12 protein-coding genes and 3 pseudogenes are annotated in these 14,371 nt (G+C 57.5%); 5 read left to right on the top strand and 10 right to left on the bottom strand.

Going from position 1 to position 14,371, the window contains the following annotated elements; translation table 11 throughout:
- A partial coding sequence (locus AKG11_RS31640; protein ID WP_197284051.1) for an L-lactate permease occupies nt 1-678 on the bottom strand: 678 nt, incomplete at its 3' end.
- 228 nt (nt 679-906) lie between these two features.
- Here AKG11_RS31640 and AKG11_RS31635 point away from each other — a divergent pair.
- Nucleotides 907-1,455, top strand: a complete 549-nt coding sequence (locus AKG11_RS31635; protein ID WP_050746859.1) for a helix-turn-helix domain-containing protein — start codon at nt 907-909, stop codon at nt 1,453-1,455.
- Between the two features lie 285 nt (nt 1,456-1,740).
- On the opposite strand, the gene AKG11_RS31630 is transcribed toward AKG11_RS31635, so the two are convergent.
- Nucleotides 1,741-2,598 carry a LysR substrate-binding domain-containing protein gene (locus AKG11_RS31630; protein WP_050746858.1) on the bottom strand — a complete coding sequence of 286 codons (858 nt, stop codon included), beginning with the start codon at nt 2,596-2,598 and terminating at the stop codon, nt 1,741-1,743.
- Between the two features lie 98 nt (nt 2,599-2,696).
- Between AKG11_RS31630 and AKG11_RS31625 the strand changes: the two genes are divergently transcribed.
- The 3 genes from AKG11_RS31625 to AKG11_RS34915 all read left to right on the top strand — a co-directional run bounded on the left by AKG11_RS31625 (nt 2,697) and on the right by AKG11_RS34915 (nt 7,994).
- A complete protein-coding gene (locus AKG11_RS31625; RefSeq protein ID WP_245290301.1) occupies nt 2,697-3,593 on the top strand; it encodes a DMT family transporter in 897 nt (298 codons plus the stop codon).
- Nucleotides 3,594-4,601: 1,008 nt separating this feature from the next.
- Nucleotides 4,602-5,600: a calcium-binding protein gene (locus tag AKG11_RS35800; RefSeq protein WP_050746856.1), complete on the top strand. Its 999-nt coding sequence runs from the start codon at nt 4,602-4,604 to the stop codon at nt 5,598-5,600.
- Nucleotides 5,601-6,176: 576 nt separating this feature from the next.
- Nucleotides 6,177-7,994, top strand: a complete 1,818-nt coding sequence (locus AKG11_RS34915; protein ID WP_156334194.1) for a hypothetical protein — start codon at nt 6,177-6,179, stop codon at nt 7,992-7,994.
- A 205-nt stretch (nt 7,995-8,199) separates the two neighbouring features.
- On the opposite strand, the pseudogene AKG11_RS34025 reads toward AKG11_RS34915, so the two are convergent.
- Nucleotides 8,200-8,349, bottom strand: a pseudogene (locus AKG11_RS34025) (plasmid pRiA4b ORF-3 family protein); the annotation flags it as partial.
- Between the two features lie 347 nt (nt 8,350-8,696).
- On the opposite strand from AKG11_RS34025, the gene AKG11_RS34910 reads away from it, so the two are divergent.
- A complete protein-coding gene (locus AKG11_RS34910) occupies nt 8,697-9,029 on the top strand; it encodes a hypothetical protein (RefSeq protein ID WP_156334193.1) in 333 nt (110 codons plus the stop codon).
- Nucleotides 9,030-9,039: 10 nt separating this feature from the next.
- Here the strand turns inward: AKG11_RS34910 and AKG11_RS31600 are convergent.
- The 7 genes and pseudogenes from AKG11_RS31600 to AKG11_RS34020 form a co-directional block, all read right to left on the bottom strand.
- Nucleotides 9,040-9,538, bottom strand: a pseudogene (locus tag AKG11_RS31600) (GSU2403 family nucleotidyltransferase fold protein); the annotation flags it as partial.
- A gap of 203 nt (nt 9,539-9,741) precedes the next feature.
- Nucleotides 9,742-10,911, bottom strand: a complete 1,170-nt coding sequence (locus AKG11_RS31595; RefSeq protein ID WP_050746853.1) for an ATP-binding protein — start codon at nt 10,909-10,911, stop codon at nt 9,742-9,744.
- 103 nt (nt 10,912-11,014) lie between these two features.
- The gene (locus AKG11_RS31590) at nt 11,015-11,533 is read right to left on the bottom strand and encodes an RES family NAD+ phosphorylase (protein ID WP_050746852.1); all 519 of its coding nucleotides are present in this window, start codon (nt 11,531-11,533) and stop codon (nt 11,015-11,017) included.
- Nucleotides 11,526-11,897: an antitoxin Xre/MbcA/ParS toxin-binding domain-containing protein gene (locus AKG11_RS31585; RefSeq protein ID WP_050746851.1), complete on the bottom strand. Its 372-nt coding sequence runs from the start codon at nt 11,895-11,897 to the stop codon at nt 11,526-11,528. Before AKG11_RS31585 ends, AKG11_RS31590 begins: the two co-directional genes overlap by 8 nt.
- A 447-nt stretch (nt 11,898-12,344) precedes the next feature.
- Nucleotides 12,345-12,731: a type II toxin-antitoxin system VapC family toxin gene (locus tag AKG11_RS31580; RefSeq protein WP_050746850.1), complete on the bottom strand. Its 387-nt coding sequence runs from the start codon at nt 12,729-12,731 to the stop codon at nt 12,345-12,347.
- Nucleotides 12,731-12,985: a type II toxin-antitoxin system VapB family antitoxin gene (locus AKG11_RS31575; protein WP_050746849.1), complete on the bottom strand. Its 255-nt coding sequence runs from the start codon at nt 12,983-12,985 to the stop codon at nt 12,731-12,733. Before AKG11_RS31575 ends, AKG11_RS31580 begins: the two co-directional genes overlap by 1 nt.
- A gap of 135 nt (nt 12,986-13,120) precedes the next feature.
- A pseudogene (locus tag AKG11_RS34020) lies at nt 13,121-13,955 on the bottom strand (integrase); the annotation flags it as partial.
- Nucleotides 13,956-14,371 lie beyond the last annotated feature (416 nt).

Below are 14,371 nucleotides of genomic sequence, written 5' to 3'. Positions count from 1 at the left end.
GAACCGAACCTCACCACCATAAACCGGTTGGTTCTCATCCGCGCGCGCAGATACCGCGTGGCTGTTCGGATGCTTACCAAGGCCTCTGCGACCGGCGCTTTCCAGTGGCGGTTTGCTTTTTCCCCCCCCGGAGAGAAGATGCATGGCGATCATCGCCAGCGCACCAAGCGCGCCGGCCGGCGGCGTGCCGAACGCCATATTGACCGCCGTGACCACGACTGTGAGGACTGTCCCCGACAGGGCGCCGTAGAGGGTAGCCGAAGCGCGGCTTTCCGGCGGACTGGCAAGCCATGCAGCAGCAATGCCCGTTGCTGTGAACGGAACAAAACTCAACACGGCGGACGCCACCCCTAGGTCATGGAAGGGCAGATCGGACATGGTCGCGGCAATCAGTGTTCCTGGCCCCATAGATCCCCAGGGGACCGCGCACAGACCAAGCAGGCCGATGACCACGACCTTGCGGGCCGGAAGGCCAAAATGTGCCAATAGCGGAATGCCAATGGTCACGCCGATGCCAAAACCCGTCAGGGATTCTGCAAAGGGTGTGATGCCGTGGACGACAAGCAGCACAGCCGCGACCCCTTGGCCGGCACGGCCGCTGATCCACTTTGCCAGTGCGGCTTGCGCCCCGGCCTCGCGCAGCACTTCGGCCAGCAGCAGGCCGCCGCCGACGATCATCAGAACTTCTATCAGAATAGGTGTCCAACGAAGCACGACAGGTATCATGCTGTCTGCCAACGCCCAGTAGCGCGGCATACAGGGATCGTGCCCCGAGGCTGAGAGCGACAATGGTGGCGAGGACGGGTAAAGTGCTGAGAAAGACAGGCACGGCGGAGCACTCCTTTTGCATTTTTGCAAATTCATTTGCTGAAATGCAAAAGCCAAGAGTGAGGTTTTGATTTGACGATGGATACTCAGAAACAGGATGCCCGGTTTGGAAACGCGGTGCGCACCCGACGCATGCAGTTGGGCGTGACGCTCGACCAGCTCGCAGAATCGAGCGGCGTTTCGGCTGCGGCCCTGTCGCGTGTCGAGCGGGGGCATCTCAGCCCGACGCTGCGCAACGCCATTGCGATTGCGCGCGGCCTTGGATGCGATCTTGCGGAGCTCGTGGAGCGTGAGACGGCGCAGGTCGTCCGCGTCGGCGAGAACCTGCGCTTCTTTGATGAGGCCACGGGCATTGAGCGGTTGGCGCTGGCGCGGCCGACGCCTGATATAGAGCTACTTCGCTACACGGTCCCGCCGGGCGCGACATCCAGCCGCTTCGCCGCCCACAAGTCGGGAACCCGCGAGATATTCCACATCCTGACCGGCAGGCTTGAAATCCATACCGGACAGGAAGTCATTACATTGGGCGCCGGAGACACCGCCACTCTGCATGTCGATACGGAGCATTGGTTTACGAACACCGGGAGCGAGACGACGAAGATTATTCTCACCGTCCTCGGGCCTTGAGACCGAGTAGGCTTCGTAGGCTGATTTTGTCAGCTTGCCGTACAATTCCTGAAACGTGCACCACGTCCGCAGCGGCCCGGAATATGGGCCGTGGCATATCGCAAAGGGGAACGAAAATTCGGCCTGGCTAAGCACCTAGTCCAGGCCGCTATGGACCAGCGCGACAGTTCCGTTTCCGATCTGTACAGAAAACCGGGATCAAGCACGTTACGCTCTCCAGAAATGCCGGCCTAAAGGGCGAACTCAGGGACTATGGAAAGTGCGCCTTCGGCTTAGCGTAGAATTTCAAGGATTGTGCCGAAGCGCGCGCCGTAAGAAATCCGCTAAACGGTCAACGGCTCTTCCCGTTGAGGTGGAGCTTTGCAAAAGGCCGATTTCCAGGTCCCGAAGCGGAGGCAATCCCTCGTTGGGATCGATGATGCGCAAGGAAGGGGGAACGCTGCACAAAGCGAGACCCGCTATTGCCAAACCCGCTTGCACAACCGCGATGAGGCCGAGCAGACTGGCGCTCGAATATGCGCAGCGATAGGCGCGCCCATCGACGGCGAGCGCGTCCAGTACATTCGTTCGCGCAGCGCATCCAGCTTCGAACAAGGCGACTGGAAGCGGGTCGTCCTGCCACACGACATGAGACGGTGCGGCGACCCAGACAAAGGGCTCCCGCCGCAGGATTTCGACAGGCTGATTTGGAAGGCGGGTGATGATCGCCAGATCAATACGCCGCTCGTCGAGCGCCCTGGACAGAGAAGCTGAAGGCTCGCATACCAGCTCAAGCGTCACTAATGGATAATCGGCGGCAAAGCGCTCCAGCACAGGGGGCAGCAAGAAAGCGGCATAGTCGTCGGGGACCCCAAGCCGAACACACCCGATTTCGTTGGGCTGCGCGACGCTTGCCCAGGCCTGATCTGACAATTTCAAAAGGCGGCGCGCATGAACCAGGAGTTCTGCGCCAACCGCATTTGGAATGACGGCTTTTGATCCCCGGACCAGCAGGCGCTTGCCGACGGCTTGCTCGAGGCGCTGCATTTGCATGCTCACGGCCGATTGACTGCGCCCGATGCGGGGCGCAGCACTGGAAAAGCTACCCGTCTCGGCAACTGCAACGAAGGTTTTTAGAAGATCAAGATCAAGTGGTGGTGGCATCCTACTATCAGTATATCGAATAGCGTTTTACAAATCTATTCGTTTGATTGGAGGCGTTCCAACAGGCAGTCTATTCTCGATCCAAGGAGGAATAGCCTGTGAAAACCACGTTACCGATCCGATTTCCGGCCGGCCGGCTCGCTTTGGCCATGGCGGTCATCGGCACGGTGGGCGCCTTCGCCACGGAAGCTGGCCTCGACCCTATCACGACCGTTTTTTGGCGTTGTGTGTTCGGAACCTTGTTTCTCGCGGCATGGTGTCTGTTGTGCGGATATTTGCCTCACCGCGGCCTTTCGCCAGCGCACCTTGGTCTCGCGGCTCTCGGCGGTGTTTGCATGGTGCTGAGCTGGACGGCGTTTTTTGCCGGCTTCACCATGACCTCGATCGCGACCACGACGATCGTCTACCATATCCAGCCCTTCTTCGTCGTTTTGATCGGCGTGACCGTATTGAAGGAGCGCATCACCCTTGACCAGATCGTGTGGATGGTCACCGCCTTTGTTGGGGTTGCCCTTGCCAGCGGCTTGGTCTTGTCATCAAGGCCCGTCAGCATGACCTGGGTGCTTGAGATCGTGCTGACGCTTGGGGCTGCGCTGCTCTATGCGGTTGCGACCATCCTCGCAAAAGGGCTTGGCGAACAACGACCGGAGGTTACCACGCTTTGCCAGACGATCGTCGGGGTCGGCTTGCTTGCGCCCTTCGCCGATCTATCCCGCTCGGTTCCTCTTGCCTCCTGGGGCTGGCTCGCAGGAATCGGCATCCTGCATACAGGTGTGGCCTATGTGCTGATGTATTCAGCTTATCCCCGCCTGGCGACACCGGTCATCGGCGTGTTGACGTTCATCTACCCCCTGGTCGCTATTCTTATTGACTGGTTTTTCTACAGCCACTCGCTTGGCGTAACCCAGTCGGCCGGCATGATCCTGATCGCTTTCGGGACCTTGGGCGTACGGCTTGGTTGGCATCTGCCACTTCGTAGACCCTCGCCTGTCTGATGCATTTGTAGGCATCACGCAGCCCTGCCTGACCGGCGAGGTCGAGGGATAGCAAGGCGATAAGACGGGCTAATTCTTCCTGCTCGTGATTGTGATAGAGGACTTCATAATCCCGACGGTCATAAAAGGAGTTGAGAGTTTCCACGGCCTTTCCGACACGATAGGCAATGACTGCACTGTGCTCGAACGGAACGGTTCGCAAGCCTTCCTCCAGGTCATCGCGCGGCCACGCACTATGGGGCGCAGCGCCAATCTTGCGGCAGCACGCCGTTATCCGGTCGACATGCCCCGAGGCGACACGGTGGTTCGGACTGGCCAATGCGGCGTGCAGCAAATGCTTTTCAGATTTGCAATAGCTTTCGGCCGGTATGCGACCTTGGTGCGATGCATTGGGTAAGCCTTTGGTTTCGCCTTTCATGAAACGGGCAAGCTCAACTTCCGCGTCATCTGTGGACAGGCTGGGCCGTGGGGGTGATGGAGCGGCGGATGTGGGCACGCATCGCTTCAAGGCGTTCGGCATCTTCGATGCGCTGACGCTGCCAGACCCGCATGGCCATCGTTGATAGTGGCGACTTCGCCCTATTGAACGCTGTCGCGGATAACCTGCATCTGCTCCAGGGTCATTGTCAGGCTAGTCTTCTCGGCGTTGCGCATGGCGGGGTTCCTTTCGTTTGCGGCTTATATGGTGGGACAAGATCCCACCTGACGCCAACCTTCTTCAAGAAATCGAAAGGGGGATACACCCAGCTGGCAGCACCAGGAGATGTTCCTTTGTGCGACGGGCGCGGCCGGCACCAAGGCTTGTCCCACCCGCTTAACCCAAGACCCTGCAATCCGGCGGATTGCTGCTTCGTCAGACTGCATGTCCGCCTTCGCGTGTAAGGCACTGGTCTTTCGAGGGCTGCTCGACCGAGGCGGGTCCATAGTCGCCGCGATTGACTTCCCAGCCACATGCTGTTCTCTGGCTCCACGATAGCGCCTGAGTTGCGGCAATGTGAGGAGAATGGAATGTCGTTTGTTACCGCCAACGAAGACTTGTCCCGGTTCCTGTTGCCCGACTACAAGGAAGTCAGTTTTACCGAAAAGAGCGTCACCTTCTGGGTTACCACTCCAGTTGACGAACAAATCACGAATCATCGCGCTGTCACCTTTCGGGGCACGTTCACGAGCGTTGACGGCATTATCTCGGGCCTCGTGAAACGGATCGATTACTACGAATCTGAATTGGGGGGCGAGATTGACTATTTCCTTCGGTTCGACGGCAAAAACAGCGGGGTTTTGATAGAGGACCTTGCAGCCCTTCAAAAATCCGGTGCAACAGGCCTCGAGCTTCTGATGGCGGGCAGCGATGAGCTTACGGGCATCAACAAGGGTTACGGCGGCAACGACAGGATCAGAGCCACGGATATCGGTGATTTCAACGGCGGGTCCGGATATGACACGCTCATCTTCGCAATGAACTCCGCAATAACCCTCGATCTCGTTGCCGATGGCGCGCGATTCAGATCAATCGAGGCCTTCGAAGGCACCAAGCTCTCCGACACCATGAAGGGTGACGCCAGCGCGAACACCTTCAATGGCATTGCGGGCAACGACACCCTCGAGGGTCGCGGCGGGAACGACAAGCTTTCCGGCGGTGATGGAAACGATGTCCTCAACGGCGGCGAAGGCTGGGACGTTCTCTTCGGCGGAAAGGGCAAAGACACGTTCCTGTTCAAGAGCTTTCTCGACAGCACTAGATCTGGGGCCGATCATATCACCACCTTTTATCGCGGCGAGGATATCATCAATTTGAAGGCCATTGACGCCAACACGGAGAAGGCTGGCAATCAGACCTTCATCTGGATCGGCTCCGACAAGTACCATGGCAAGGCTGGCGAACTGCGCAGCTACCAATCAGGTGGCAAGACCGTTATCACCGGCGATGTCGACGGCGACAAACAGTCCGACCTGGTAATCTACATCGACAAGGCCGTGAAGCTCACTTCGCTCGACTTCATTCTCTGACGGATCAGTCGCAGCGCGAATGCTCGCCTTCTTCCGATGTGGATGCGCCGCGTGAACTGTCGCTTGACGTACGACGCCGAGAAACAAGGCCGGCGCAGCGGTTTGCTGCTTGTCTATGCCGAAAGCTTATGTCGGTGACATGATCGAGGTAACCACCATTACGCTCGACGAGATGGCAGTTCGTCTTATTGACGACCGCAATGTCCGGATCGACCCCTATCGCCTGCCCACCGGCTCGATGCCTACATGTGCTTCAGCGCGAATACTCTTACCTTGCAGGCTCCATATCTTGCGGCTCTGTTTCCGCTTGGAGCAGTTCGAGCGAAGTGCGTAGCGATCTATAAAGTGATGGTGGCGGGGAAAACTGCAGCGCAGCAGACGCCTTGGTGCAATTTTTGTCGTTGTCTGACAAGGGAATTTGAGAATGGATGACGATAGCTCTGGGGGCGCTTTTATTTAGTTTTTTCCATTGGTTAGATTCGCTCGTGAAAGCTGTAGTCACGACGCACTTCTCTAACCGCTCATTTCAATATTCGTCAGTAGTCGTCCCCGCCTGATTTGATGGTCGTAAGTTGATTGAGCAATATCCATTCAGCTCAATGTAAGGAAAAATCCATGCTTCCTCCCATCCAGGCAAACTCAATTCTAGTCAGCAATTCCGCCGGAGATGCTCGCGAAGAGAAGACTTTCCAAGAGGTATCACAGACGCTGAGTTTTACGGCCTGGGACAGCCGCAAGACGCGCACGATGCGTGAACGTTCACGCTATATCGTTCATCTTGACGACTTCATTACTGATATGAATGGTGTGAACGACGAAACGGTGGCGGTTCAGGCGTGGCTCGATCAAGCGGGTACTGTTGGTCGTGCCATGGCGGGTCGCGGTGTTGTTCTTGCATCCGATACGCTCTATGTTCCCGCTGGCGTTGTCGTTCAGGGTAGTGGCCGCAAGGATTACTGGAAGGACGGCTCGGGTTGGAGTGTATCTAATCCTCTTGGCACAGTCTTTCGTACTACTGGCTCAGGAACAGCACGGCGCTGGACTGACGTTGACGGAGCCGATTTGGCCAATGACACGCCGCTGTTCGTGGCGCGTGGTAACAATGTAGTTTTTGAAGACCTTACAGTTTACACGGACGGCGCTAACGCATGGTCGATGGGTATTCTCATTCCTTGCGTAAAACAGTGTGCGCTCAATCGGGTTTCCGGATTTGGCTTCACTGACGGAACATTATACATCGATGCAACGTGGAGTAACCGGAACACCGTTCTCAAGGCGTTGCATCCATCAATTGATCCAGACACTGGTATGAATGAATTCTCGGCAGATGATTGCTGGTTTGAAGGCGGCGGATCCGCAGGCTTTGGTTTGAAAATCCAAGGCACTACGCGGGCATGGAACACGTTGCCGCAAGAAACGTGGATGTGGGCGGCGGGAGGCACGTCAGACATCCGCATCAGCAAAACCCGCCTTGGGTCGAATGCGCCCAATGGCGGGTGCTATAGCCACGACGCACAGCTTGCCGGGGAAACGGCGTTCGGGCGCGGTATCACTATGGATGGCGTTGGTTTCCGTGCATCCGGTGGCAGCAAATATGCAATTCGTCTCGACCGTTCTGATGGCCATCATTTCATTTCGCCGTATGCAGAAGGCAAGAGCGGCGTTCCGTGGGAAATTGCTATTACATCTCGCACTCAGACCGCCCCGCAAGGCATCCTGTTTGAAGGCGAGCGGATGATTTCGGGGAATGTGACGGTTGATGGCGTTGTTGTCAGCAGCACTAGCCGCCGTTTCTGGAAAGATACCCGGTGCCTCTCCTACATCCGCCAGCGGGGCGAGCTCAGCCTTCCAAATTTTGGTGGCGGAAGGGCAGCTACATTCGAAGATATCCCGTACATTTCTTCTTTCGAGAGCAACGGAACTATCTTCTTCAAGCACGATGATGGCTCTGCGCAAATCAACATTGCTCGCCTCAACACTTCGCTGTTCCGCCCGGAAGCCGATGGGGCCATGACCTTGGGTGATGCTGCGCGCAACTGGGGCGCAGTATTTTCGAAACGCTACCAGTCTGGGACAGTGACGGTTTCGGATGATAGTGCCGTTTCCATTCCCACGCCAAAGAGCGGCGGTATCATGGCAATCGTCCATTGTGGCGGCGTTGAAGACGGCGCCTTCCCGAACATTTTCCACTCAGGGCTTGCTTGCTACGACACTGGAAGCTCTGTGACTTGCGGAAAGTGGGCGGGTGGCACCAACTTTGCAACCGCTACCGGCGATGTTACGGGAACGACTGGCGTCGACGGGCAAACCACCATTGGTGTTCGGGCGGGTAATGTCCGTGTTGAAAACCGAAGCGGAGCGACTTCCGTCTATCGATATACGCTCCTATCGTGAACGCCACCTAGATAGGCTTACCTGGTGAGCAGAGAATGTATCGTTTGCCACCAATGATGGAACTTTTCGATAAGCCTGTAGTAGTAGCCGCGCCCTTTGGTGCGCGGCTACTACAAGGACACGAGTAGGCAACGGTCTTGCCGCCGACGCCAAGCGAGCAGGTAAAGGCGGCTCGCCATCGTTGGCTGATGCGATCGTTCACAGCGAGAGAACTATTCGTCCAGCCCATCGCGGCCTGCAAGACCTCATGCAGTCGGCTGAGCTGGATGCGCCACGGCACGACAACGCGCCGCATCACCATTGGCTCGACATGGTCAAGAGTGATCTTCAGGCGGACTAGGGAAGCTGCTGCCATCGCCGGCGACCGTGCGTTCCGCTTTCGGTTGTGAGACGTTCTTCCGTAAAAGCATCCCGGTTCACATTCAGATGTGCAGCGATTTCAAATGCCTCGTCGGGGTAAAGGCCGCGTAGAACCCGGCCATTGTAAACAATAACCTCTTCGGCATGTAATTCATACACTTCCCAGCCACCCGCCGGAGTGGGACGAACGCAAACCCTCCTTTCCATTGCCGACCGTTTCGACATATTCCCTCCGACTCAGGTGTATAAATCCGTGGAAAAACATTTTTCTAAAGCATCTCATAATTACATTGTGTTTGCAGTAAAAATTATGTGATCATTTTGCCTCGAAGGAGAGTGAAAATGGCGCGTGTTTTTGATGATTATCTGGACGATTTGATAGAAATCGCCCATAATATCGTAATGACGAATGATATTTTTTTGTCAAACGTCCGATCAAACATTATCAATGCCTTTGCGTTGATTGAATCGTCTCCAACCACTCGAGAAACGGCGTGGACCGTGGAACAGGCTGGGATAAAGCTCCTAAAGGCATATTCAACGTCGCCATTCTACTCCGACCGTAGGGCGGTTGAAGCTGCGACTAAATTCTTTGTTGATAAAGTTGAACTGCTCCGTGAGGAAATGCACAAGTGCAATCTATCAAATCGTGGATATGCGTTTGGGACTCACTAGATTCTCAAGTTCAGATCATCGTTTCCCGAACCAGTAATTGAGGATCGAGCTTTTCAAGCTCCATCGCCTCCTCGAAGAATTTGCGAATGCTGATATACTTTTTCGGCATCAGAGCCAGCCCTTCGCGGATGGCCTCTTGCCATGCAGGTCCTCTATTCCATGCTTCAATGAACGCATCGGCCAGTCGCTCCCCTTCCATGGTCTCAAGCAGACCTATGGTGAGCAAGCAAGCTTGCCGCACGTCCTTGTCGCGCCTGAGGTGGCCGAAGCTCTCCGTATCGCTCCGACGTGATGCGACGATGAACTTATGTACGGCATAGCGTTCAGGACGAGGGACGAGGACGGGAATACCCGCGCTATGGAGCAGTACCAGTTCGCACTGGCTCGTAAGTGAGGAAATCCAAGAACCGCAAGTTTTCCGCCGCTGCGCCGCCGAGAGCCGGCATGGACGAGGGCTTGCCCGTATAGTCATCGGAACCGCGATTGCCCGTCAGGAATTCGTCGCGGTATCTATTGAAGATTCAATGAGGTCGTTGCGGTTCACTCCTGACGTTGATGCGTTGAAAGCACTGCTTGGGGCCAATACGACCATCGTGGAAAACCGCTCATCCTCACATTTCAGCTCAGTAAATGCGTTGCCACGAAAGACCAAAGCAGGAGCCGTATGCAGGAAACTTTCACGCAAGGACCTGCTGTTTGCCACTATGGCGTTTCATCGAGCGCGCTCCAGAAGCTCCTTGCCGAGCTGGCGCAACGGCAGCACCTCAATCCCGTTGGCAAGAGGAAAGACTTCAACACCCGGGTAGACCACGATCCGTCGTTCCGGCGTGAGGTCTTCGCAAGCGTGATGGAAGCCGCGCTCGACCTTCGGGGTCAGGCTCCTCTTCACCTCGATGGCCCATTTTAGCCCGCCGGGCAGAGTGATGACCAGGTCGATTTCGGCGCCGGCGGAGCTTCTGTAGAAATTCGCCTGGCTGCCTTCCGGCAGAACGGAATGCACCGTTTCAATCACGAAGCCTTCCCAACTGGCACCGCTGACCGGGTGGCCGAGCACGTCGTCGAGCGTTTTGAGGCCGAGGAGCGTGTGAACCAGGCCGGAATCGCGAACATAAATCCGTGGCGCTTTCACGAGCCGTTTGCCGGCGTTGCTATGCCAGGGTTCGAGACGTCGCACGAGCAGGAGATCCACTAGGAGGTCGAGATAGGAGGCAACGGTCTTGCCGTCGACGCCAAGCGATCGGGCGAAGTCTGCCGCGTTAAGAAGTCCCGATTGATGGTGCGCCAGCATCGTCCAGAAGCGGCGTAGCGTCTCCGCCGCAATACGCGGCCCCATCATCGGGATATCGCGCTCCAGATAGGTACGGATGAAGTCGACTCGCCAGCGTTGGCTGATGCGATCGTTTGCAGCAAGAAAGCTGTCTGGGAAACCGCCGCGGACCCATAATTTATCGAGATCGGCGGCCGGTGCCTCCAACCCGTCGATTGGTCCCAGCTCAGTATAGGCAATCCGGCCCGCAAGGCTTTCGCCGGACTGTTTCAGAAGATCGATCGATGCCGACCCGAGCAGCAGGAAGCGCCCGGTGCGCAGCCCTTTGCGTCGCCCACGATCGATCAATCCGCGTAGGTTCTGGAAAAGGTTTGGCAGCCGATGAACCTCATCGAGGATGACGAGCTTGTCTTCGAGGCGGCTGAGATACAATTCTGGTTCGGCGAGCTTGGCGCGGTCGGCATCGGATTCAAGGTCGAGATAGATCGATGACCGGCGCTCGGCGATATCCAGAGCGAGCGTGGTCTTGCCAACCTGACGCGGTCCCAGGAGGGCTACGGCCGGGCTGGCGTCAAGCAGTTCTTCGACCTGGGTGGTTTCGCGGCGATGAATCATCCTTGCAATTATGGAATTATAATCCTTATTTGCAAGGTTAAAATTCGGTGGCGCATAAGACCTTAACAGTTTGCGAGCACAATCTGCTGCGCGCAGACCAGCTTTAGAGCCACGAGGCCGGTGTCTTCGGCAGGCGCTGGTCGGGATCGATGACCTTGAGCGACGGCTTAACCGGACCGCTCCAGTGCCACAAGGCGACGCAACTGCCGCCGGGCGACATGAAAGACGGGTAGACGACGCCATCGAAGCCCTCGTCCAGCAAGCGCTGCCGCAGCAGATGGGTTTGCGGTACCGTGCCCGCGTCGAGATCGGCGCGCCACTCGCATCTGTGGATGCCGGCATCGAGGCCGAGCTTGTCCAGCATCGCGGCATCAGTCAGGTCGGCCAGCCTCGCCTCCGACAGTTCGAGCTGGGCGATCAGCGCCGGATGCTGGACGAAACCCTGGTTGTACTCGGCCCAGGCGGTCGATAGTTCGCAGGCCGCATAAAGCGTCGCCGCACCGACAGGATTCCACCGTCCGCCAAAACGCGCAGCACCCTCGCCCGAAAGCGGTATGTGGGCCCAGCGGGGCACGAAGGCCCGCCACAAGGTCCACTGCTGACGTGAGCCGGCTTCAGGCATAAACGCCGGAGCGCACCGCCTCCAGATAGGCCAGAACCTTGTCCGCCTTGCCCTCGCCGACTAGGTCATAAGCCGTCTTGCCGGCCCAGCCTGGGATCGGCTGATGCTTGAACCAGATCGCTGCGCGGCTTTCGTCGCCGGCCATTTCAGCGGCCATCGCCAGGATGCGGACGACGGGGCTGAGCGCCTGATCGACCTTGCGGGCACCGGAGCGCGCGGTCAGCGTGTTGCGTGCGACGCCAACAAGCCGTGCCAGATCGGCTTGGGTGACACCCAGCAGTTCCGACACGCGGCGAGCCGACAGGAACTGTGATCGCGCGTCACCAAAAAGAGTCGCCGACATTCCCAAACTTTGAGCCGCCATGACACGCTCCTGACTTAACTTGATATCCATGCGCTCAATATGAGCACATTATGTGCTCAATTCAAGCTCAAAGCGTGACTTGAGGGTGCCCCGGCCGCTCTATCGCGTGGAGCTATCGCCAAGTCGCACAATGGAAAGTTCTACAGAAGGCAAGCGATTATTTCTCGGACTGGTAGGACGCGCGGGCTTCGCCTTTGGGATGGCCCGCCCTTCCGAAGACATCGAGTATGATGCCGTTCTCTTGAACGGGAAGGAGCCAAGCCATGCAGATTTTCATGTTAGGTATCGACATTGGAAAGAACAGTTGCAGCGTGGTTGGGTATTCGCCGAGCTCGCCGCTTCGATGTAGCCTTGAGCGGCTCAGTCAAGACCTGCAGCTGGGCGGCATGGGAGGAGGAGACGCGAGCACCGACAGATCCTCCTCCGCAGCGATTTCACCGTGACGGGTCATGTCGCCTCGATATCGGTTTGTTTGAAATCGTTGCCTTTGTAGAGCAGTGGCTCACCCGACAAGGTCGCCAGCGCATAGGAGAAGCAGTCCCCATAGGTCAAGCTTGCGGGATGACGACCCTTACCATAGCGGCGCCAGGCCCTGCGGGCTTGATCGGAATGCTCTGCCGTTACTGCTACGACCTCGATCTCGGCCTTATGCAGCCAAAGATCGAGTTCGGCTCCGCCCGCCTCGCCGAAACGTCCCTCTAGCACGATCGCGGCTTCGAGGAGAGTCGCAGCCGAAATCAGCCGAATGGAGTCGTCTGCGATGCGACTCCGATAGGACGCAGCATCGGGTTCATTAAAGAAGATTGCCACGATTGCAGAGGTATCGATTACCATCAGGTTGGGAGCCCATTTTCGTCGTAGCCGATGATGTCATCGGGGCTTCGATGATCAAGGACGGGCAGGGCGCTCAGGCGGCGCTGCATTGCTTCCATGTCCTCGATCAAGGCTGCTTTCTTCGCTTGCAATCCGGTCCGTTTGAGGCGCTCCTCGAGCGCACGCCGCGTTGCAATGGTAATGGTCTCGCCGGTTCGCGCAGCGAGTGCGCGTGCGAGTTTCTCCGTCTCCGGATCTTTGATACTAAGTGCCATCGTAGGTATCCAGGTTCTTTCTCATATATAATCTACCTATAGCGTGAATGCTTGGATTCTCGCGCTCCTCAGCCCGCCGCATCTCATGGATCTCTGATTTATCTGAGACGTCTTGAAAGCTAGGAATTGTGCGCCGGCCGAGGAGGCAAGGCCGGCGCGCAGCAAATGGCCGGCAAAAAGCTGGCCGCGCTCTGCCTCGGAAAGATCGCCACACATGCCGGCGGCGAGTGCTTCCTTCTTGCGAGCAGGGCAAATTTATCTATGCGCTCCAGCGCTGCGATAGGGCAGGTGGCGTCGGACGAGCCACGGCCGATCTCTACCTCGAGCCAATCGGTCGTGCCACGCAGGGACACCAGCGCGCCGTTGTCGAAAGTTTCGACCCAGCCGCGCCCATCGTCTGTCTGGTCGCGCCCGGTGATCTCCGAGCGACGCAGACCGCCGGCAAAGCCGAGCAGCTGCATCATGGCCCGGTCGCGAAGCCCATGCAACGAACCGCGGGTGAGCGTCTCCAGCATGGCGATCAGATTTTTTGGGAAGATCGCTTCCTTCTGCCGGGGCAGTGCGGCGTGCCGCGCTGGGAACAATTCCAGACGATCGCCGAGAGGCGCCGCTCGATGGTTGAGACGCCATTGACTTTGACGTTACGCTCGGCCGTACGCGGAGGCGCGAGCGATAATGTAGAGTCCGACGATTGCCGGTTCCGGGGGAGGGGACAGATTCTGTCGTCGGCACCAAGCGGAAAAGTGCCGCCAGTCCGCGGTATCGGCCCGCCGCGTATTGGCTGAGCTGGCGGCTTCGACATCGCCCCGGGCGCGTTCGGTCAGATCTTATAGGTGCCCCGGCAGGGGAGGGCGCTTGACAGGGCGGCAACGACGGCGGTGGAAATACCGCCGGCCTCCGCCGTGCTGAGCGGCGGAGCAGCGACGTCCGGAGCACAAAATCCGCTGTTTTCGTCGATGATTTGCGGCATTTCTCTATGATGAGAAACATAACCGATAAGGCAATCGGGTCGATGAGCTGTGCATCCGCCGAAGCCGGATGGGGTTACGGATGCCCGGTTTCCTCGAGAGGCTGGTCCTCCTGTTGGAGCACCAGCGAAGAAATCTCGATCGTCAATGTTTCAAAGTCTCTCGAATAGGGTGAACTTCGGCGCCAGAGTGCGAAGATTTGCCTGCCGACCGGCATATGTCTGATTTCCACCAGCGCCAGCTTTCCTCCCGCCGTTAGTTCGCCACAGGTACCAGAGGCCATAACTGGTGAGTTCGAGTTTATCCTCATGTCTAGCAAGATAGATCTCCGACTTGAGCTGCAGACCTGTTGGGGTGGACGGCCCCCAAATCGGCATCGATGTGCCAGAATGAGGTCGTTACAGATCTCAAGCGAAGG

The organism is Shinella sp. SUS2 (assembly GCF_001262505.1).
Lineage (GTDB): Bacteria > Pseudomonadota > Alphaproteobacteria > Rhizobiales > Rhizobiaceae > Shinella.
Note: the sequence above shows the minus strand (reverse complement) of the source record. Positions and strands in the feature narration are given on the sequence as shown.